18 protein-coding genes and 1 pseudogene are annotated in these 18,842 nt (G+C 64.2%); 11 read left to right on the top strand and 8 right to left on the bottom strand.

Annotated features, from left to right (window positions below; genetic code table 11):
• Window positions 1–12: 12 nt before the first annotated feature.
• Both ACN0RC_RS13100 and ACN0RC_RS13095 read right to left on the bottom strand, forming a co-directional pair.
• Entirely contained in the window at window positions 13–1,566 is a 1,554-nt protein-coding gene (locus ACN0RC_RS13100; protein WP_417512366.1) for a sugar ABC transporter ATP-binding protein, read from the bottom strand.
• An 8-nt stretch (window positions 1,567–1,574) separates the two neighbouring features.
• Window positions 1,575–2,579 carry a substrate-binding domain-containing protein gene (locus tag ACN0RC_RS13095; protein ID WP_417512365.1) on the bottom strand — a complete coding sequence of 335 codons (1,005 nt, stop codon included), beginning with the start codon at window positions 2,577–2,579 and terminating at the stop codon, window positions 1,575–1,577.
• Between the two features lie 261 nt (window positions 2,580–2,840).
• Here ACN0RC_RS13095 and ACN0RC_RS13090 point away from each other — a divergent pair, with 261 nt between their 5' ends.
• The 3 genes from ACN0RC_RS13090 (at window position 2,841) to ACN0RC_RS13080 (ending at window position 5,249) form a co-directional block, all read left to right on the top strand.
• Window positions 2,841–3,833 carry an alpha/beta hydrolase gene (locus ACN0RC_RS13090; RefSeq protein ID WP_417512364.1) on the top strand — a complete coding sequence of 331 codons (993 nt, stop codon included), beginning with the start codon at window positions 2,841–2,843 and terminating at the stop codon, window positions 3,831–3,833.
• A 190-nt stretch (window positions 3,834–4,023) separates the two neighbouring features.
• A complete protein-coding gene (locus ACN0RC_RS13085; RefSeq protein ID WP_417512363.1) occupies window positions 4,024–4,347 on the top strand; it encodes a putative quinol monooxygenase in 324 nt (107 codons plus the stop codon).
• Window positions 4,347–5,249, top strand: a complete 903-nt coding sequence (locus ACN0RC_RS13080) for a carbohydrate kinase family protein (protein ID WP_417512362.1) — start codon at window positions 4,347–4,349, stop codon at window positions 5,247–5,249. Before ACN0RC_RS13085 ends, ACN0RC_RS13080 begins: the two co-directional genes overlap by 1 nt.
• A 185-nt stretch (window positions 5,250–5,434) precedes the next feature.
• Here the strand turns inward: ACN0RC_RS13080 and ACN0RC_RS13075 are convergent, their stop codons facing one another.
• The 6 genes and pseudogenes from ACN0RC_RS13075 to ACN0RC_RS13050 all read right to left on the bottom strand — a co-directional run.
• The gene (locus ACN0RC_RS13075) at window positions 5,435–7,435 is read right to left on the bottom strand and encodes a BCCT family transporter (RefSeq protein WP_417512361.1); all 2,001 of its coding nucleotides are present in this window, start codon (window positions 7,433–7,435) and stop codon (window positions 5,435–5,437) included.
• Window positions 7,436–7,532: 97 nt separating this feature from the next.
• Window positions 7,533–9,221: an ABC1 kinase family protein gene (locus ACN0RC_RS13070; protein WP_417512360.1), complete on the bottom strand. Its 1,689-nt coding sequence runs from the start codon at window positions 9,219–9,221 to the stop codon at window positions 7,533–7,535.
• 16 nt (window positions 9,222–9,237) lie between these two features.
• On the bottom strand, window positions 9,238–9,840 hold the full coding sequence (locus tag ACN0RC_RS13065) for a PadR family transcriptional regulator (protein ID WP_417512359.1): 603 nt from the start codon (window positions 9,838–9,840) through the stop codon (window positions 9,238–9,240).
• Between the two features lie 74 nt (window positions 9,841–9,914).
• Window positions 9,915–10,874, bottom strand: a complete 960-nt coding sequence (locus ACN0RC_RS13060) for a PfkB family carbohydrate kinase (RefSeq protein WP_417512358.1) — start codon at window positions 10,872–10,874, stop codon at window positions 9,915–9,917.
• A 36-nt stretch (window positions 10,875–10,910) separates the two neighbouring features.
• Window positions 10,911–12,119, bottom strand: a complete 1,209-nt coding sequence (locus ACN0RC_RS13055; protein ID WP_417512357.1) for an MFS transporter — start codon at window positions 12,117–12,119, stop codon at window positions 10,911–10,913.
• A 52-nt stretch (window positions 12,120–12,171) separates the two neighbouring features.
• Window positions 12,172–12,369 (bottom strand): annotated as a pseudogene (locus ACN0RC_RS13050) (VOC family protein); the annotation flags it as partial.
• On the opposite strand from ACN0RC_RS13050, the gene ACN0RC_RS13045 reads away from it, so the two are divergent.
• The 8 genes from ACN0RC_RS13045 to ACN0RC_RS13010 all read left to right on the top strand — a co-directional run bounded on the left by ACN0RC_RS13045 (window position 12,292) and on the right by ACN0RC_RS13010 (window position 18,820).
• On the top strand, window positions 12,292–12,798 hold the full coding sequence (locus tag ACN0RC_RS13045) for a DUF3427 domain-containing protein (protein WP_417512385.1): 507 nt from the start codon (window positions 12,292–12,294) through the stop codon (window positions 12,796–12,798). The pseudogene ACN0RC_RS13050 and the gene ACN0RC_RS13045 overlap by 78 nt on opposite strands.
• 21 nt (window positions 12,799–12,819) lie before the next feature.
• A complete protein-coding gene (locus ACN0RC_RS13040) occupies window positions 12,820–13,173 on the top strand; it encodes a nucleotide pyrophosphohydrolase (protein WP_417512356.1) in 354 nt (117 codons plus the stop codon).
• On the top strand, window positions 13,170–14,039 hold the full coding sequence (locus ACN0RC_RS13035; protein ID WP_417512355.1) for a GIY-YIG nuclease family protein: 870 nt from the start codon (window positions 13,170–13,172) through the stop codon (window positions 14,037–14,039). Before ACN0RC_RS13040 ends, ACN0RC_RS13035 begins: the two co-directional genes overlap by 4 nt.
• On the top strand, window positions 13,975–14,892 hold the full coding sequence (locus tag ACN0RC_RS13030) for a DNA/RNA helicase domain-containing protein (RefSeq protein ID WP_417512384.1): 918 nt from the start codon (window positions 13,975–13,977) through the stop codon (window positions 14,890–14,892). The genes ACN0RC_RS13035 and ACN0RC_RS13030 overlap by 65 nt, the downstream gene beginning before the upstream one ends.
• A gap of 35 nt (window positions 14,893–14,927) precedes the next feature.
• Window positions 14,928–15,962 (top strand): restriction endonuclease, encoded by a 1,035-nt coding sequence (locus tag ACN0RC_RS13025; RefSeq protein WP_417512354.1) that lies wholly within the window; start codon window positions 14,928–14,930, stop codon window positions 15,960–15,962.
• 222 nt (window positions 15,963–16,184) lie between these two features.
• On the top strand, window positions 16,185–17,111 hold the full coding sequence (locus ACN0RC_RS13020) for a G5 domain-containing protein (protein WP_417512353.1): 927 nt from the start codon (window positions 16,185–16,187) through the stop codon (window positions 17,109–17,111).
• 148 nt (window positions 17,112–17,259) lie between these two features.
• Window positions 17,260–18,180: an alpha/beta hydrolase fold domain-containing protein gene (locus ACN0RC_RS13015; RefSeq protein ID WP_417512352.1), complete on the top strand. Its 921-nt coding sequence runs from the start codon at window positions 17,260–17,262 to the stop codon at window positions 18,178–18,180.
• 154 nt (window positions 18,181–18,334) lie between these two features.
• The gene (locus ACN0RC_RS13010; RefSeq protein ID WP_417512351.1) at window positions 18,335–18,820 is read left to right on the top strand and encodes a pyridoxamine 5'-phosphate oxidase family protein; all 486 of its coding nucleotides are present in this window, start codon (window positions 18,335–18,337) and stop codon (window positions 18,818–18,820) included.
• Window positions 18,821–18,842: the final 22 nt, after the last annotated feature.

Raw genomic sequence — 18,842 nt, 5'->3', positions numbered from 1 at the left:
TCTGGGCCTCAATCATGGGGTGGTCTCCTTGAATATCTCAGTGAGCAGAGACTCCAGCGTGAGTTCTGCGACGGGTGGAGCCGGCCGGGATACTCCCGATCCGAGAATCTCGATGCGATTCGAGAGGAGAAGGAGCTCCTCGTATTCGGACGAGGCGAAGATAACGGCATTCCCCTCGTTGGCGAGTCTGCGGATAACGTCGTAGATCTGATGCTTAGCGCGGATGTCCACGCCACGCGTCGGTTCATCAAAGAGGTAGACGTTACAGCCCGCAGCGAGCGCGCGGCCGATGACGGCCTTCTGCTGATTCCCACCCGATAGTGTGCCTACCTCGACCTCCACGTCGGTGACTTTGATCTCCAACTCTTCACGCATCTTCTCCGCGACGCGACGACGTGCGCGTGTGCGGATGATTCCGCCGATCGACAAACGGGAGAGGGACGACATAGCGACGTTCTCTTCAACCGACAGTCCCAGCACCAGCCCGTCCTTCTTCCGATCCTCGGGAACAAGCGCGACGCCCCTACGGAGTGCACGTTTGGGAGTGAGGCGCGTGGCGGGCCTGCCGTTGATCGTGATGCGGCCTTGCTTCATGGGGCGCGCACCGGAGACGGTCTCCAGCGTCTCAGTGCGACCGGAGGCGAGCAAACCGGCGAGTCCGACGATCTCGCCTCTGCGCACTTCAAGGGAGATGTCGTGGATCCGATTGCCATCTCCGACACCGTCGAGCCTCAGGACCACCGGCTGGGTCGGGTCACTCTGCCATACGGGCATGTTCTCGTCGATGGTCTGAAAATCTTCGCCCACCATGGCGGCGGTGACGACCGGCACGGTCGCTTCTTCAATCGACAGGCTGTCGACGATGCGTCCGTCGCGGACGACAGTGACGGTATCTGCAACGCGGGAGATTTCGTTCATCCGGTGCGAGACATAAATGACGGCGATGCTCTGTTCGACCAGACGTCGCACCAGGGCGAGCAGTGCGTCGACCTCGTGCGCTGTCAGTGAGCTAGTTGGCTCATCAAGGATGAGCAGACGAGTGTCCCCAACGAGCCCTCGGGCGATCTCCATCAACTGCTGACTCGCAATGGACTGTGTGCCCGCGTTCGCATCCAGGTCCATCCGCTCGCCGAGAAGATCGAGTGCCTCCTGCGCCTGGCGGTGCATCTCACGCCGCGCGATGCCACCGGTCCGATTGACCGGCCACCGCCCGAGCATGATGTTCTCCGCCACGCTTAGCCCCGGCACAATAGCCAGCTCCTGGTGAACAGTGAAGATGCCGCGGTCACGTGCTGCCGTGGGAGAAGTGAACCGCACGGCCTCGCCGTCGAGTTCCAGCCGACCGGTGGTGGGTTCTTCGACGCCGGAGATGATCCGCACTGCCGTCGATTTCCCCGCTCCGTTGCGTCCCATGAGCGCCAGGCACTGACCCGCGTGAATATCGAGGCTCACGTGGTCAAGGGCGCGAACACCCGGGTACTGCACGGAAATGTCGGACAGCCGCAGCAGGGGGACGCTATCGCGCGGTCGCGCTGCGGTCGCGTCCTGCGGGTGCAGAGGAGGCACGAAGTTCATCATCCGTTGGCCGCCTGCCACTCCTCCGCTGTGGTGGGATCGCTGCGCTCGAAGTTGATGACGTCGACGAGGACTTCGAACTCGGATGGCTTGTAGTCTGGATCTGCCGCGGCCTGCTTCGCGATCTCGGCGACGGTCTCACCGTTGAGGATTCCGTCCTGCCCCGTGAACGACTGCAGGATGTCATCGTCGGAAAGCAGTGCGGCCACCATTGCGTCGGAGACGTCGGTACCGAACACGAAAGATTCGCCGACCTTACCGGCGGTCTTGATCGCCTTGATCGCCCCGAGGGCACCACCGTCGTTGGCAGTCCAGAAGAGGTTGATGTCGGGATGAGCCGTCAGCATGGCAGCCGCGACAGGGACAGCAGCGTCTGGTTCGAAGCCCTCTTGATCGGCGACAACCTCGTAGTCCACACCGGCGTCGTCAAGCGCCTCGAGGAATGCGGTCTTACGGATCTTGCAAATGTCGTAGAGATCGCAGTTCAGCATTCCGATCCTCGCCGTGCCGCCGAGCCGATCGTCGATGAATGCCGCCGCGCGCTCACCGGTCAGAGTGCCGAGCTTCGCGTTGTCCGAGAGCACAAAAGCCGTGACGTACTTCGCTGCGTCTTCCTCGTTGATGCAGGTGTTGACGCACACCACCGGGATACCTGCCTGGGAGGCATTGCGGATTCCCGCGACAGAACCGGTGGGGTCCAGCGGAGAGGTGACAATGACATCGACACCACGTGAGATGAAGTCATCGTATGCCTGTGCCTCTTTCGCACCATCGTGGTTGAAGTTGACGGAGGTCACCGTACCGCCGTCTCCCAGGCCCTGTTGTATGCCCTTCTCAATGTTTCCGAAGAAGGTGTCGGCGTGGGGCTGGACGAACCCGACGGTGACCGCCGATGCTGCACCGTCTCCGTCGCCACCGGCGTTCCCAGGCGCACAGCCCGCCAGTGCCAGCGCAGCAACGAGCGCTATAGCGGTGATCGCTGCGCGAAGGGGAGTCTTTCTCATCTCAACGTCCTTGTTGTTCGTGTGTGCTCGAGGAACCACTCTGAACGCACGGTGGAAGGGGGCGGACTTGACGATACGTGCTTCTGCCTTCCCGCCAACTGGAGAGCGACAAGACATCACCGATAAGAGACATCCGGCTAAAGACGGTCTTCTTTCGTCCGACAATTGGCGGTTCATTCCCACCTACGCGCAATGGTCGCGACTGCACTGAGTAGCGTCATGACGTGCGAGTTCCGATTGGCTGAAGGCAGAGGAAGACCCATGCGACATCAAAACTTGGATCCGGAGTTGACGGCGGCTGTGAATCTCGTGCCGCCGGTGAACTTCGTGGATGTCGAGCTCAGTCGCCGTCTTGCCGACGAATACTCCGAGACAAAGATCCCGGAGGATGTCCTCCAGCAGGTCGACATTCAACACGTTGTGCTCCATCCAGGCGTCGAAGGGTTCCTCTACCGTCCTCGCAGGATGCTGACGACGAAACCCTCTCTGCCTGCCCTGCTCTGGATGCACGGCGGAGGATTCGTCACAGGTCGTCCCGAGCATGCCGGCCCCTTTGCCGTCGGACTGGCGCTGGAACTCTCTATCGCTGTGTTCGTAATCCACTATCGGCTCGCTCCGGAGCACCCTTTCCCTGCGGGCCTTGATGATTCGTACGCCGGGTACCGGAGCCTGGTCGAAACCGCCGAACAGTTCAATATTGATTCCTCCGGAATCGTGGTTGGTGGTCAAAGCGCTGGGGCTGCGCTCGCAGCTGGATTGTGTCTTCGACTGAGAGACGAAGGTTTCTCCGCGGCCCCGATTTTCCAATACCTGGATATCCCCGTGCTCGATAATCGCCTGATCACACCATCAGCGAAAGAATTCGTCGATTCGCCAGGTTGGAACGCGGTTAACGCCCGACTGTCGTGGAACCATTACCTGACCGACCCGGCAGATTACCTGACCACATCGCCGAAGTATGCTGCGCCTGCACGCGAAGAAGACCTCGGCGGACTCCCCCCGGCTTACATCAGCGTCGCTGAGGTCGATCCGTTGCGCGACGAGGGCATCGAGTACGCGCTGCGCCTGCTCCGGGCGGGAGTATCCACAGAGTTGCACTGCTTCCCTGGGACCTTCCACGGTTCGACCGCGGTGCGAAGCGCTCGCGTGTCACGACGGAGCTATCTGGAGGTCGTGGATGTTCTCCGTGGCGTATACGCTCACCACCAGCCGCACCGCTCCGACGCCCTCAACCACGATCTTTCGAGCACCTGAAGGTCAGCTCTACCACAACGCCCACCGATCCGCCGAGGTGACTCATCGTCGCGTTCAACACGCGATTCAACGCGACGGCCGGCTCGCAGCTAACAATCCATGTCGTCGACGGCGCTATCGCCGCAGGGACGTGGTGATCACGACTAGCCCACAAGGCCGGAAGCCGGCCACCAACGCGAGGAGACCAGATATGACTGCAGCGGACCCCGTGGTCCTGCATGCTGAATTCACCGCCCATCCCGGCTCCGAGGAGCAGGTGGCACGACTGATCGACGAATACGTCGAGATCGTTCGCGGGGAGCCGGGAAACGTCGTCTTCGATGTGTACCGGGGAGGGGAGACGCCGGAGGACTTCTTCGTCTTTGAGGTCTACCACGACCGCGACGCGTTCGACAGGCATCTCGGCGCAGACGCCGGAAAGACATTCAACAAACGACTGTCCGAGCACATCGTGGGACAGAGAAGCACCCTGCGTTTCCTCACCCCTGCTTCGGTCGCAACGTGGAGTGTCTGATGCCTCCCCGGATCCTTGTGATCGGCGAGGCACTCATCGATGTCGTCCGCCGCGCCGATGGCAGTGTCGAAGAGATCCCAGGCGGAAGCCCCGCGAACGTGGCGATCACGCTCGGCCGACTCGGGAGATCACCACACCTTCTCACGGCTCTCGGCTCGGATGACCACGGGCGACAGCTGAGCGATTGGCTCGCGGAGTCGGATGTAGTGGCCACGCACGTCGAAATCCCGCGGACGCCGACTGCGACAGCCGAGTTGGATGCGGTAGGTTCCGCGACGTACGTCTTCGACATCGAGTGGTCGCTCGCCGACGCGGCCGTCGAGCCCGCCAGTCTCATCCATATCGGCTCGATCGCCGCCCTGCTCGAACCCGGGGCGTCCGACATGCTCCGCATCCTCGACGAACGGCGCGACACAGCCCTCGTCACGTATGATCCGAATATCCGCCCACTCCTCGTCTCCGACTGGACAGATGCACGGCAGCGGGTCGAAGCGCTCGTCGCTCGAGCGGACGTGGTGAAGGCCAGCGACGAAGACCTGCACTGGCTCTACCCGCGCCGCCATCCCTACCAAACCGCTCGCGCCTGGCGCGCTTCCGGACCCGCGGTCGTGGTCGTGACGGAAGGAGCGGGCGGTGCCTTCGCGGTCGCCGACGCGGGCGAAGTTGGCGTACCGGGCCGCCCAGTTGACATCGTCGACACCGTCGGAGCGGGCGACACCTTCATGGGCGCCCTCATCGATGGGCTAATCGCCACAAGTTCATCGGATGGCTCCGCCCGTGCCAATCTCCACACGATGACGAAGAGCAGTCTCACATCAATCCTGGACTGGGCTGCCAGAGCGGCGGCCGTCACGGTATCGAGACGTGGCGCTAACCCGCCACGCCGGGATGAGATCGCCTGATCCGTCCGGCCGCGTCGCCCGTTCGAGAGACGCGATAGCGCGAGTCACAACAACGCAGGTGCCTTGTGGCCGACCGCGACGTGGCTAGATCTCTGCATCGGCATGAGTGGCGGCACCCACCACACGTAAGCACTCAGGAAAGTGTCACGAAAAGACGAGCGGGGCGAGCGCGCAGCGCACCACATCTAGTGACATTCAGTGTCACCGCGCCCCGTTTCCGACATTTCTTGTCGATCCCCATCTTCCAACAGCTCGGATGCCGCGGGCAGCTCCACCGCGGCATCCACGCTCTCCGGAATGATGTCCACGGCCTCGGTCGCCGCCTCGTACACCTCGGCCAGGCTGTCGTCGACGTCGTCCTCGGTGACCCACGCGATGTCGTCTTCGGAGTGGTCGTACTCAACCGGCACGAGCGCGAAGTCATCGCCGTACTCCTCGAGCCCGGTGCGCACGCTGTGCCGCACCGCCATTCGGACATAACGGTCGCGGAGGATGAGCGGATCCCGACGCAGGTCCTTCATGAGCGCGACCATCATGAAGGCCATGATGATGGCGAACGGCAGCGCCGCCACGATTGTGACGTTCTGCAGCGACTTCAGCCCGCTCCCCTCTGCGCCAGAGACCAGCAGCACCGCCGCGATGACGCCGACGAGCGTGCCCCAGGTGGCCGCGACCCACCGCGCCGGTTCCGGCCTGCCCTGCTGCGAGAGGGTTCCCATCACGAGCGACGAGGAGTCCGCGCCGGTGATGAAGAAGATCGCGATGAGCAGGATGAGACCGATGCTGGTGACCATCGGGAACGGCAGGTTTCCAAGCACATCGAACAGCACCTGCTCCGGCGGGTCGGTGACGAGGCCCGCGCCATCCATCTGCTGATTGATCGCCGTCGTACCGAAGATCGCGAACCAGAACAGCGAGATGACCGACGGCACCAAGATAACCACCGATACGAACTGGCGAAGAGTGCGCCCGCGAGAGATCTTGGCGATGAACATGCCAACGAAGGGCGACCACGAGATCCACCACGCCCAGTAGAAGATCGTCCAGCCCGCGAGGAAGTCCTCGGCCTCGACACCCTGCGATGCGGAGCGTCCGATCAACGTCGGAAGATCGCCGATGAACTGCACCGCCACTGCGGGCAGCACGTTGAGGATCAACATCGTCGGGCCGACGAAGAAGACGAAGATCGCCAGCACGAGGGCTGCGATCCCGTTGATGTTCGAAAGCGCGCGGATGCCCTTGGAGACACCCGACACAGCGGATGCGATGAAGCACGCGGTGAGCACCGCGATGACGGCGACGAGAATGCCGTTGCCCAGTTCACCGATGCCGGTGACGATCTCGATCCCGTGACCGATCTGCAGCGCGCCGAGACCGAGAGAGGCCGCAGTGCCGAACAGCGTGACGATGATCGCGAAGATGTCGATGGTGCGACCGATGGGGCCGGTAGTACGATTCTCGCCCAGCAGCGGGGCGAAGATCGACGAGATGAGCGGCGTGCGCCCGCGGCGATACGCGCCGTATGCGATCGCGCCGCCGACCAGCGCGTAGAAAGCCCAGGCCTGCGGGCCCCAGTGATAGAGCACCTGCACCTGCGCGGTGTGCATGGCGTCGAGAGTGCTCGCCTCGACCGTTCCCGGAGGCGGCGACTCGAACATGGTGAGCGGTTCGGCGGCGCCCCAGAACACCAGACCGATGCCCATGCCTGCGGCGAAGAGCATCGAGATCCACGAGAACATCGAGTACTCGGGCACTTCGTCATCGCGACCGAGCGGGATGCGCCCGAACTTGCTGAAGCCGATGAACAGCATGAAGAACAGGACGATCGTGGCAATGACGGTGAAGAAGACGCCGAAGTATTCGAGAACCCAGTCGAGCACGGTGGCGCTGGTGCCCGCGAGGTTGTCGCCGGCGAACACACCCCACGCGATGAACGCGAGCATCAGCGTGATCGCAACGCCGAAGACGAGCGGATCAGTCCGGTAGGTGCGCCCCGTCGACTCGACCGAGACGCCAGGGATAAGCGCCGGGTGCAGACCGCGAGGCGGCGCCACCGACAGGTCGTGCACGATCTTTCGCGCGGCATCCGTGGACTTCGCCACCGCGCGTTGCGGAACGCTTCCCGTCTTCGGCGGCCCGTCGCGGTGAGCCTCGGAGGATGTGGACTGATCGCCAGGGGTACCCATGCCAGTCATCCTGGCACGGATGCGAAAACGACTTCACAAAGAAAGCGACTTCAGAAAAGCGTGTCGAGCGTGATGGTGTCGTCGACGGGACCGCCGATCAGTTGCGCGGAGGACCCCCGAAGAGTCCCGCGAGCACAGCGTGCGCGAGCGGGATGATCGACACCGAGAGCAGCACGATTCCCAGCGCAGGTGCAGGCACGAGCAGCAGTGCCCCACCGATCGCAAGTCCCGCGAACAGTACCGCCGAGACCACGCGCAGACCTATCCGGACGAGCGCGTCCATCCGTCGCTCGAGGCGTGAGGTGTCGAACGAAACGGTACCGGCTTCGATATCGCTGATGACCGAGTCGATGCGGCCTGGGAGCCGCGCCGTCGTACCCATGCTGTCCCACGCCTGCGACGCGAATTCTTTCAGCGTGTTGCCGGACTCATCGCGCAGCAACTGGCCGGCGAACGGCTCCACCGCATCCCAGACGTTGAACTTCGGATCAAGACCACTGCACATTCCGGAAGTCAGCGACACCGCGCGGAACAGCAGCAGCATGCCCTCGGGGAGCTGGAACGGGAGGGAGCGGATCGTGTCACCGAACTCATGCGCGAAGTCCCGAAACTCCCGCGGGTCAACGGTGCTCAGCTCGGCGAAGCCCATCCCACCGAAACGCGCGAACAGCTGAGTGACTGCGCGCTCAAAGCTCTTGGTGTCGGCGGACGGCAGCAGAACACCGACCTCCTGCACTGCCTCGACGAGACGCTTGCCGTCACGGGACGCCACCGCGATGACGAGTCCGCGCAGCCCGCTTCGCAGCCCCTCGGGTACTTCGCCCATCATCCCGAAATCGATGAAAGTGAGGCGCCACGCACCATCGGGCATAGGCGTCACGAAGATGTTGCCCGGGTGGGGATCGGCGTGGAAGAAGCTGTGTGTGAACACCTGCTCGAACATGGCCGCTGCGAATGCCTGAGCCACCTCGACCGGGTCGATGCCGGCACCGCGCAGCGCCTCGATGTCATTGATCTTGATCGCGGTGACATCCGAGAGCGTGAGCAGTCGCCTCGTCGTGCGCTCCCATGCCACGGCGGGCGCCGCGACCCGATCGTCGTCGGCGAAGTTCTCGGCGAATCGCTCGGCATTGGCCGCCTCGTGGAGGTAGTCGATCTCCTCGAGACTTGTCTGCGCGAACTCTTCGACGAGGGCCGGAGCATCCACTCGGTCAGACACCATCCGGATCCGGCGCAACCACCCGCCCACCTTGCGAAGGGCCGCGAGGTCGACGGCGATGATGTCGTCGATGCCGGGCCGCTGCACTTTGACGACGACGTCGACAAATCCTGCGTCGTCGGCCTCGCGATCGGAAAGGCGCGCGCGATGCGCCTGACCGAGGGATGCCGCGGCAAGCGGCACCTCGTCGAACCACGCGTATGCGCGCTCGAGAGGAACACCGAGCTCGGTCTCGACGCGCCCCTTGATGTCGGCGAAGGGTACCGCCGGCACCTCGTCCTGCAGACCGGCGAGCTCTTCGGTGATCTCCGGGGGCAGCACATCCATGCGCGACGAGAGGAACTGGCCGACCTTGATCATCAGCCCGCCGAGGTCGACGGCGAGCACATGGAAGCGCTCGGCGAGCCGGCGCATCCGGTCAGTGCGGGTGCGCTCGCTGATGCCAGCGAACCCCACTCGGGGCAGGAGGAGCTCGAACCACCACAGCTGCACCAGCTGCACGGAGGCGAACCTCAGGATGCGTCGATAGCGAGCGCGATGGGGCCGCACGGATTGCTCGACGGCCATGGCGCCCCTCTGCTGATCAGTCCTGGGCAAGGATCGCGTACAGCTTACGACGGGCGTCGTCGAGGACCTCGACTGCAGCATCGATCTGCTCGGAGCTGCCGGTTCGACCCAGCTGCGCGGCTGCGCCGGCCAGATCGACGCCGGCCTTCGCCAGTGCCGTGTGGCGGTGCACGCCCTCGCCTGTGCGGCCGCTGGACTTCCACGGCGCCGGAGCATCCGCCTCGTCGTCAGCGACGGCGCGACCCGCTTCGGTCAGCGAGTACGTCTTGCGTCCGTTCTGCTCTTCCGCGGAGACGAGCCCCTCGTCGGCGAGCAGCTGCAGGGTCGGGTAAACCGAGCCCGCGCTCGGCTTCCATGATCCGCCGGAGCGGTCCTCGATCTCGCGGATGATCTGGTAACCGTGCATGGGCTCTTCGGCGAGCAGCGAGAGCACCGCCGCGCGGACGTCGCCGCGCGCCATGCGCGTGGAGCCGGCCGGGCGCGGCTCGAAGGACTTGCGGAGCTGATCGAGCGCATCGAAGATCGCCGCCCCGGGACCTCCTGGGGCACCGAAAGGCGAGCCTGATCCGCCGAAGGGAGAGCCGGAGCCGAAACCGCCGGTGGGGAATGAACCGTTCATGTTGACCTCCTGAATCGTGGAGTTAACGATATATCGCTATGTGTCGTTAAGGAAGTCCCGGTTTCCCGCGCTCATCACTGCGTCCGCAGGAACTCGTCGACCTCGACCGCAGTCGGCGCCGTCGTCGGCCCGCGCCGGGTCACCTTTATCGCCGCAGTGGCATTGGCACGGCGGCATGCGTCTACCCAGGTCGCGCCCGCTGCGATGCCGGCGAGCAGCGCACCGGTATGCGTATCGCCGGCACCGTTGGTATCGACAGGAGTCTGCGGAAAGCCCGGCACGTACGTCGTCTCACCGGCGACGTGCACGGCGCAGCCTTCGGCTCCGTCGCGGACGATCACGACAGCATCCGATCGCATCACCGGCGCGAGCGCGCCGGCCTGCGCGACGATCTCACGGTCGGATGCTTCGACAGCCACACCACGCACGGCCAGAAGATCGGTGGCCTCTTCGGCGTTGCTCGTCCAGATATCCGTGCAGGCGAGCATCGCATCGCGCACCTCGGCGGGGAGAGCGGCGAACGCGGCCCCCGGGTCGAGCACGACGACCGCCTCCTCTGGGAGGGAGGTCAGCCACTCGAGCAGCGGGGCACGGGTCTGTTCGACAGCGAGCGAGTATCCGGTGACGCACACGAGATCTCCGGCGCGAACCTCGGCGGTCGAGAGGGAGTCGACGGTGATCTCACGCTCGGCGCCGAGCGTGGTGACGAAGGTGCGCTCGGCGCTCGGTTCGACCAGCACCACGCACACCCCGGTGTCCTGCGTGGTGACGACGGGCGCTGACGCCTCGATGCCGTCTGCGGCGAGCGCGGCACGGATCACATCCCCGTGCGGACCCGCGCCCAGCGAGCCGGCATGCACGCACTGCGCGCCGAGACGCGCGGCTGCGAGCAGCACGGTGACCGCTCCGCCCGCGTACTGTGTGACGGAGGAAGCCATCACATTCTGTCCGCGCGCGGGCAGGTCGGGGATCTCGACGGTCAGATCGACCAGGGCCTGCCCGGTGTGGATGACGCGTGGCACGGTGGTCGGCATGCGGTCAGCCTACCCAGCACGCGGCCGCCGATCGCGTTACCGGGTCGGCTTCACCCGCCCCTGCAGCGCCCACGCGAACAGTACTGCGACGACTCCGGCGATCGGCACGACGAGCAGGCCTGTGCGCAGTCCTGCGTTGTCGGCGACGAGTCCGACGATGGGCGGCGAGATGAGGAACCCGAGACGCAGCAGCCACGACACGATCGTGAGGCCCGCGCCGTGTTTGAGGCCTGGCAGGTCATCGGCGACCTGCATGGCGGCCGGAATGAGGGTGGCGACCCCGTATCCGGCGGCGGCGAATCCGATGATGGTTCCCGGAATCGAGGGGAACGCGAGCGCGAGCCCCATGCCAACGGAGGCGATGAGCCCACCAGAGATCGCCACCGCGCGCTGGCCGAAGCGGTCGGTGAGCGAGTCGCCGACCAGGCGCCCGATGAACTGCGCGCCGACGAGAGCGATGTATCCAGTTGCGGCGAGGGCGGCGGGGGCGCCGAGCGAGGATCCGAGGTAGAGCGTCGCCCATGACATGCCGGCATCCTCGACGAGCGCGCCCGCGATCGAGATCAGCACCAGCGCCGCGATGATGACGACCGTCTTCGCGGTGATGCGTTGGAGCGCCCCGCCGATCTCCCCGCCGCCGGCGACGGCGTCTTCGTCGATCTCGCGATCGCGGCCCGGCAGGCAGAGCCGCAGGGCGACCAGTGAGACGACGCAGAAGATCACCGAGGAGATGACCAGATGGATGCCGATGGGCAGCCCCGTCGCGATGGCGATGGCCGCCATCGATCCACCGAGGACCGCGCCGATCGACCAGGTCGCGTGGAAGGAGTTGATGATCGAGCGGCCGAGCCCGCGCTGCACTCGCAGGCCGTGGGCGTTCTGCGCGACGTCCGTGATGGCGTCCGCTGCTCCCCCGACCAGCAGTCCGAGCGCGAACAGCAGCACGTGCGGCGAGAGCCCGGCGGCGAGGATGCCGAGGCTCGTGACGATCGTTCCGGCGACAGCGACCTTCGCCGAGCCGAAGCGGCGGATGAACAGCGCTGCGGCAAGACCCGCGATGATCGCGCCGGCGGGGAACGCCGCGATCGCGAGGCCGTAGGGGGCGGCTGCCAGCCCGAGGGATGCTTTGATCTCGGGGTAGCGGGGCAGGATGTTGGCGAACAGTGCGCCGTTCGTGAGGAACAGCAGCGCGACGCCGGCGTGGGCCCGGCGCAGGGCCGGGTCGACCAGGGCCGAAGAAGTCATATGAACGATCGTATGGGCGATGACCAAGTCCCTTGTCGGCCTTGGCGGCGGATCAGGCCTGATCGTGGAGGGTGATCTGGTATCCGTCGAGATCGGCAAAGGTGAAAGTACGGCCGAATGGCCCATCGGTCGGGGCCGCGATGATCGGGTGATTGTCTTCGACGAGTGCGTCGTGGATGACCTGGACATCGGTGGCGTGCAGCCAGATCGCGATGCCGATGCCGGGCTGCGCGGCCGAGTCGATGCGTGTCGTCTGCTCAACTGGCAGAAGAACGTGCAGAGCACGATCTACGGCTATAAAGTCGACTACGCGTCTCTCTCCTGTCCGATCTTCATCACCTACGACAAGCACGAGGACGTATCTGCCAGCACGGCATACGGTGACGAGTTCCTCAATGAGTCCACTCTGCATTGGTTCACCCGTAGTCGTCGCACGCTCAAGAGCGGAGAGGTCCAAGCAATCGTCGAGAACCGCATCCCGCTGCACCTATTTGCCAAGAAGGACGATGCCGAAGGCACCGACTTTTACTACCTCGGTGAAGCCCGCTCATCAAACGCGAAGCAAGACAAGATGCCGGATGCAAAGGGCGTGTCCTTGGGTGTCGTCACGATGGACCTAGGAATGGAGTCTCCTCTCGAGCGAAGCCTCTACGAGTACCTGGTCGGATCACACGCCTAACACCCTGCTACCGTCACTCTCATGCCCTCCCCCGCAACGCTGCAGGCCCTCCGCACCTTCGTCGCGGAGCGCGAATGGGACCAGTTCCACTCCCCGGAGAACCTCGCGAAGAGCATCTCGATCGAGGCCGCGGAGCTGCTCGAGCTGTACCAGTGGAACCAAGAGCCCGACCGGGAGCGCGTCGAGGAGGAGCTCGCCGATGTGCTCACCTACTGCATCCATCTGGCGAACAAGCTCGGAGTCGACATCGACGAGATCATCCTGAGCAAACTTGAGAAGACGCGCGCCAAGTACCCTGTCGAGCTCGCCAAAGGCCGCATGGTCAAATACACCGAACGGGCGGAAGAAGCAGCGCGAGAGAACGCAGAGCCGTGAGCTTCAGCATCCGGCGCATTCCCTTCGACCGCACAGGAGTCGACAGCTGGGCGCGTGACAACCAGGAGTACACGAACTGGCCGGTCGTCTACGTGCTCGACAGCACCGGCAGGAACCAGAAGCTCTACGTCGGCGAGACGACCAGCGCGCAGAAGCGCATGCGCCAGCACCTGTCGGGCTCCAAGAAGAACGAGGGCCTCGAGTCGATCCGCGTCGTCATCGACGAGCGCTACAACAAGTCCGCCTGCCTCGACTTGGAGTCACATCTGATCCGCTGGTTCCACGGCGACGGGCAGTACAGCATCCTCAACGGCAACGACGGACTCACCGATGCCCGCTACTACGAACGCGAGATCTACCGGGAGTCATTCCACGAGGTGTTCGAGGCGCTGCGTGCCGAAGGACTGTTCAGCCGCAGCATCCCGCAGATCGAGAACAGCGACCTCTTCAAGCTCTCGCCGTTCAAGGCACTCGCCGACGATCAAGCGATCGCCATCGAGGACATCATCGAGGGGCTGCTGGCCGATCTCCGGCATCCGGATGCCCGTTCCACCCTGGTCGTGCAGGGCGATCCGGGCACCGGCAAGACGATCGTCGCGATCTTCCTCATGAAGCTGCTCGCCGATATCCGCGACTTCCAGGATCACGACGACGTCGAACCCGACTCGATGTTCGCGGAGTTTTTCACCCCCGACCCGCGACCTGCTCGCCGACCTGAAGATGGCGCTCGTGATCCCGCAGCAGTCACTGCGACAGTCGGTGAAGAAGGTGTTCAAGAAGACGCCGAAGCTGGATCCGTCGATGGTGCTGACCCCGTTCCAGGTCGGGGAGTCGGATGCGGTGTTCGACCTCGTCCTCGTCGATGAGACCCACCGACTGAACCAGCGCGCGAACCAGGCATCCGGCGTGCAGAACAAGAAGTTCGGGCTCATCAACGAGCGGCTGTTCGGAGCGGATGCCGCCCACTACACGCAGCTCGACTGGATCAAGGCGCGCAGCCGGCACCAACTGCTGCTCATCGACGGCGCGCAGAGCGTGCGCCCGCATGATCTCTCGCCCGCGACGCTCGACGCCGAGCTTCGCGCGGCGAAGGATGCCCACCGGCACTTCCCGCTGACGACGCAGATGCGGGTGAAAGCCGGCGCCGACTACGTCGAGTACATCCGGATGCTGCTGCGCGGGACTGTCGTCGACCGGCCCGATCTCGGCGATTACGACCTGCGGTTCTTCGACGATCTGGGCGAGATGCGCCGGGCGATCCGCGCTCGCGATGCGGAGGTCGGACTGTCTCGTCTCGTTGCGGGTTACGCGTGGGACTGGAAGTCGCGCAAGGATCCCTCGGCGTTCGATATCGAGCTCGACGGCGAGCGGATGCGGTGGAACAGCACGGACAAGGACTGGATCAACTCCGACGGTTCGCTGGAGGAGGTCGGCTCGATCCACACCGTGCAGGGGTACGACCTCAACTACGCCGGCGTGGTAATCGGGCCGGATCTCCGGCTCGCGGCTGACGGCTCGGTCATGGCCGACCGCGAGGCGTACCGCGACAAGAAGGGCAAAGAGAACACCGGGCATCTGAAGGACGCGTTCACCGACGACGACCTGCTCGTGTTCATCCGCAACATCTACGGCGTGCTGCTGACACGCGGGATGCGCGGCACATACGTGTACGTGTGTGCTCCAGGGTTGCGGGAGCGGCTTCGGATAGCGTTCGGCTGACCGATACGCTGGCACCGTCTCTAGGAAAGGTGACCATGGCGATGACCAACGTATGGGGAGTGCACAACGACACCCTCACGACGGAGCTTGTGGGGGACGGGTTCATCAGCATCGGCTGGGACGATCTGGGTGCGCTTACGGACATCCCCAACGGACGCGACGGTCTGAAATCGACTTTGACTGAAATTGAGCCCGAGGCGAAGCCACGCTCGATCGCGGGCCAAGCAGGTGTCCTGGCCCGCTTTAGAGACGAGATGCAGCTCGGAGACGTCGTCGTTGCACCGTACAAGCCGAACTCGACGATCAACATCGGCGTGATCGACAGCGAGTACTACTTCGAAGAATCCGCGCCTTCGCATCGTCATCGTCGTCGAATCGACTGGCGCCAGACGGGGCTGCCACGCACTGTCTTCACGCAGTCAGCGTTGTACGAAATCGGCTCCGTCTTGACGGTTTTCCGCATCCGTAACCATGCTGATGAGTTCCTCGCCGCGCTACAGACCACAGCCAACTCGATCGACGAGGTCGCAGAAGCTGTCGATCAGATCGCGGAGGCCAACGACGACGACGAATCAGACGACGAGCCTCGCGCATCGCGAATCGAACGGCACACTCGTGACTTTGTACTCGAGATGTTGCACCGCAAGCTCTCACACCAGGACTTCGAAGATTTCACGGCCGATCTATTGCGCGCGCTCGGGTACCAAGCCCGCGTCACGCAGTATTCCCAGGACGGTGGCGTGGATGTCATCGCGCATCGCGACGCGCTCGGTGTTGAACCGCCGCAGATCAAAGTCCAGTGCAAGCATCGCGCCGGGAGCACGGGCGCACCCGAAGTGCAGCAGCTAGTCGGAACGCAGGGTCCGGGTGAGATGTCACTCTTCGTCACTTTGGGGACCTACACCCGAGATGCCCTCGCGATCGAACGCCAGCGCCCCGGTCTTCGCCTGCTCACAGGTGAGGATGTCGTGACCTTCGTTCTCGAGAACTACCGAAAGTTGCCCGAGCGTTGGCGCTCAGTCATCCCTCTGACGAGTGTTCTCGTTGTCGCGGACGGCGCAAGCAACTGACGTTGGAGTTCGCGACCCACGTGCATGTCTGTGGTCCGAAGCTCCGTGTCCAACTCCACGCGCTGATCGACAGGTAACGACCCGTTTCGACCTTCATTGGGTCTCTCGGCACGAGAGTGGCGGTTCGACCCGGTTGTGGCTACCCCTTGAAGGCGCTATACATAGCCTTGGATGCATCCTGCGCCCGATTGGTTTTTGGCCTCAGCCCGAGAGGTGCACGCGATGCCCGAACTTCCCCTTGCCTCCTGGCACCTAGATCCCGAAAACCCCAATCAGTTCCGTTGGTGGGACGGGACCCAGTGGACAAACATAACTGCGCCGCTGAATCAGGCCACCGCTTCCGAACCAATAACCTCACATGCCAAGCGCAAGAAGGCCTGGCTCGTGGTCGCATTCATTGTGGGCGCGCTCCTCATCGGCGCGGTCCTTGCGAAGTGGTCTCCGGTTATTGCCATTCTGGCCGTTCTTGCAGTGGTGGGACTGGCGATCGTCGCGATTGCTGGCCGCCCAATGCCGCGCCTGGGCCTCGGCTCGCGACGGGCTGGATTCACCGCGTTGGGCACCGCTGCCATGCTCGTGCTTGGTGCCGGAATCTCAAGTGCCAGCGTGAACGAGCCCACATCTCCCGCTGCCCTGGTTGCGCCCGCGGTCATCGAAAGTCCGACGTCGCGCCCGACACCGACTCCCAACCCGACCACCTTCACAACGGTCAGCGAAGAGAGCCCGATTCCATTCGGGAAGACGACCATTGACGACCCCCAGCTCGACCGAGGCAACACTACGGTTACAACGATTGGGGCGAACGGAATCATGGTGACGAAGTACCGGGTGACTCTCGTGGACGGCAAGGAGGTTGCGCGAGAGGCCATAGCTGAAACTGTGCGGCTGGAACCCGTCGCAGAGGTCACCACTGTCGGGAGCCGTGTACCGCCACCCCCACCACCTGCACCGGCAGCACCTGTCCCCCTTGTTCAGCAAAACGGCGGCTGCGATTCAAACTACGCGGATGCATGCGTCCCCATCGCCAGCGACGTTGACTGTGCTGGAGGAAGCGGAAATGGGCCCGCCTACGTCCAAGGGCCCGTGCGAATCGTTGGCTCGGATATCTACGATCTCGATCGCGATGGAGACGGTATCGCCTGCGATTGAGATCCAGCGACGATCTCGGTCGCGTGCAGGATGCTGACGACACCTGTCGAGCGGCAGGCGCGATATCAATGCCGCCGCCGTCGTCACGTCAGGTGGAGGATTGTCGGTGCAGCATGCACCGCTCCTGATCCCGTTTCGAGAGGACCCGATGTCGAAGTCGCCGTATCACCCTGAGCTCGCGCTCGCGCGCTTCCTGCCGAACGTGCCGTCCGGTCCGCGGATGGTGAAGCTCATGCGAAAGGCGAAGCCGCGCGGCATCGATCCCGGCCCCGACATCACCGTGCAGGAGATCGTGATCTCTCCGACGGTCTCGATCCGCCTGTTCCGTCCTGCTGTCACCGTCGGTCCCGTTCCCGCGATGCTGTGGATGCACGGCGGCGGCCATCTGTTCGGCACGCCCGAGCAAGACGACCGCAGCAGCATCGCCTTCGTCCGAGAACTCGGCATCGCGGTTGCGGCGGCGCGTTATCGGCTCGGCTCGGATGCTCCGGCACCGGCCTCGGTCGAGGACTGCTACGCCGCACTCCAGACGCTCGCGACGCGCGGCGAAGAGTGGGGCATCGACCAGACGCGGCTTGCCATCGGCGGAGCCAGCGCCGGCGGAGGCGTCGCGGCAGGACTCGCCCTGTACGCCCTCGACCAGGGCGGAGTGCAGCCCGAGTTCCAGCTGCTGGTCTACCCGATGCTCGACGATCGCACGGTTCTCAGAACGCACGCTGATGCGAAGTATCACCGGGGCTGGAACACCAAGAACAACCGACACGGCTGGACAACCTACACCGGCGGCGAACCAGGACGGCCCGGCGTCTCCCCCTACGCAGCCCCTGCGCGTCGGGAAGACCTCACCGGGCTGCCGTCGGCGTGGATCGGGGTAGGAGCGATCGACCTCTTCCATGACGAAGACGTCGAGTACGCGCGACGTCTCAACGCGGCCGGCGTGCCGTGCGAGCTGTACGTCGTTCCCGGCGCGACGCACGGGTTCGATCAGATGTTCACCAAGACCGAGGTCGTCAAGGACTTCTGGCGGCAGCAGGTGAACGCGCTTCGCAGCGTGGGGTTCACGGCGTAGCAGCGCGAGAACCCACGACGCGAACGGCTTCACCCCGCCCACTGGAACCTCACCAGTACCTCGGATGCGCATCCCTTTCAACCCCGTTCCCCCAAATGCACAGAGAGAGCATCGTTGACTGCGACAGATGGACCGGAAGAGAAAGGTGAACGCCATGACTGACGCCACGGATGATCGCACGAAGGTTGCAGAACTCGTCAAGAAGTTCCGATTCGCGATGTTCGTCACCCGCCACAACGACGACACCCTCGTCGCGCACCCGCTCACCGTGCAGGAGGCAGAGTTCGACGGCGACCTGTGGTTCCTCGTTTCGAAGACCTCATCGCCGATCAGAGATCTCGCTGCCGACTCGCACGCCAACGTCTCGCTCAGCTCGAACGATGCCTGGGTCTCGCTTTCGGGCACGGCACGACTTGTCGAGGATCGCGCGAAGATCGAGGAGCTGTGGAACCCGATGGTCGAGGCCTGGTTCCCCGATGGTCCAGACGACCCTGCTGTTGGCGTGCTCAAGTTCAGCGCGGATTCGGCCGAGTATTGGGACACTCCGGGTGGAAAGATCGCCACGGCGTTCAGCTTCGTGAAGTCGAAGATGACCGGTGAGCGCTACGAAGGCGGGGAAAGCGGCAGAGTGGATCTCTGAGGCCGACGGGCACGACGACCGC

It is taken from the genome of Microbacterium sp. (assembly GCF_048259935.1).
Taxonomy (GTDB): Bacteria; Actinomycetota; Actinomycetes; order Actinomycetales; family Microbacteriaceae; genus Microbacterium.
This window is presented reverse-complemented; position numbering and strand designations above follow the sequence as displayed.

Bases quoted from the DNA above. Each gene is read 5' to 3' on its own strand.
- ACN0RC_RS13090 (WP_417512364.1), top strand. From the start codon at position 2,841: ATGCGACATCAAAACTTGGATCCGGAGTTGACGGCGGCTGTGAATCTC.
- ACN0RC_RS13065 (WP_417512359.1), bottom strand. From the start codon at position 9,840: ATGAACGGTTCATTCCCCACCGGCGGTTTCGGCTCCGGCTCTCCCTTC.
- ACN0RC_RS13070 (WP_417512360.1), bottom strand. From the start codon at position 9,221: ATGGCCGTCGAGCAATCCGTGCGGCCCCATCGCGCTCGCTATCGACGC.
- ACN0RC_RS13075 (WP_417512361.1), bottom strand. From the start codon at position 7,435: ATGGGTACCCCTGGCGATCAGTCCACATCCTCCGAGGCTCACCGCGAC.
- ACN0RC_RS13040 (WP_417512356.1), top strand. From the start codon at position 12,820: ATGCCCTCCCCCGCAACGCTGCAGGCCCTCCGCACCTTCGTCGCGGAG.
- ACN0RC_RS13095 (WP_417512365.1), bottom strand. From the start codon at position 2,579: ATGAGAAAGACTCCCCTTCGCGCAGCGATCACCGCTATAGCGCTCGTT.
- ACN0RC_RS13055 (WP_417512357.1), bottom strand. From the start codon at position 12,119: ATGACTTCTTCGGCCCTGGTCGACCCGGCCCTGCGCCGGGCCCACGCC.
- ACN0RC_RS13010 (WP_417512351.1), top strand. From the start codon at position 18,335: ATGACTGACGCCACGGATGATCGCACGAAGGTTGCAGAACTCGTCAAG.
- ACN0RC_RS13060 (WP_417512358.1), bottom strand. From the start codon at position 10,874: ATGCCGACCACCGTGCCACGCGTCATCCACACCGGGCAGGCCCTGGTC.
- ACN0RC_RS13080 (WP_417512362.1), top strand. From the start codon at position 4,347: ATGCCTCCCCGGATCCTTGTGATCGGCGAGGCACTCATCGATGTCGTC.
- ACN0RC_RS13025 (WP_417512354.1), top strand. From the start codon at position 14,928: ATGGCGATGACCAACGTATGGGGAGTGCACAACGACACCCTCACGACG.
- ACN0RC_RS13015 (WP_417512352.1), top strand. From the start codon at position 17,260: ATGTCGAAGTCGCCGTATCACCCTGAGCTCGCGCTCGCGCGCTTCCTG.
- ACN0RC_RS13085 (WP_417512363.1), top strand. From the start codon at position 4,024: ATGACTGCAGCGGACCCCGTGGTCCTGCATGCTGAATTCACCGCCCAT.
- ACN0RC_RS13030 (WP_417512384.1), top strand. From the start codon at position 13,975: ATGGTGCTGACCCCGTTCCAGGTCGGGGAGTCGGATGCGGTGTTCGAC.
- ACN0RC_RS13020 (WP_417512353.1), top strand. From the start codon at position 16,185: ATGCCCGAACTTCCCCTTGCCTCCTGGCACCTAGATCCCGAAAACCCC.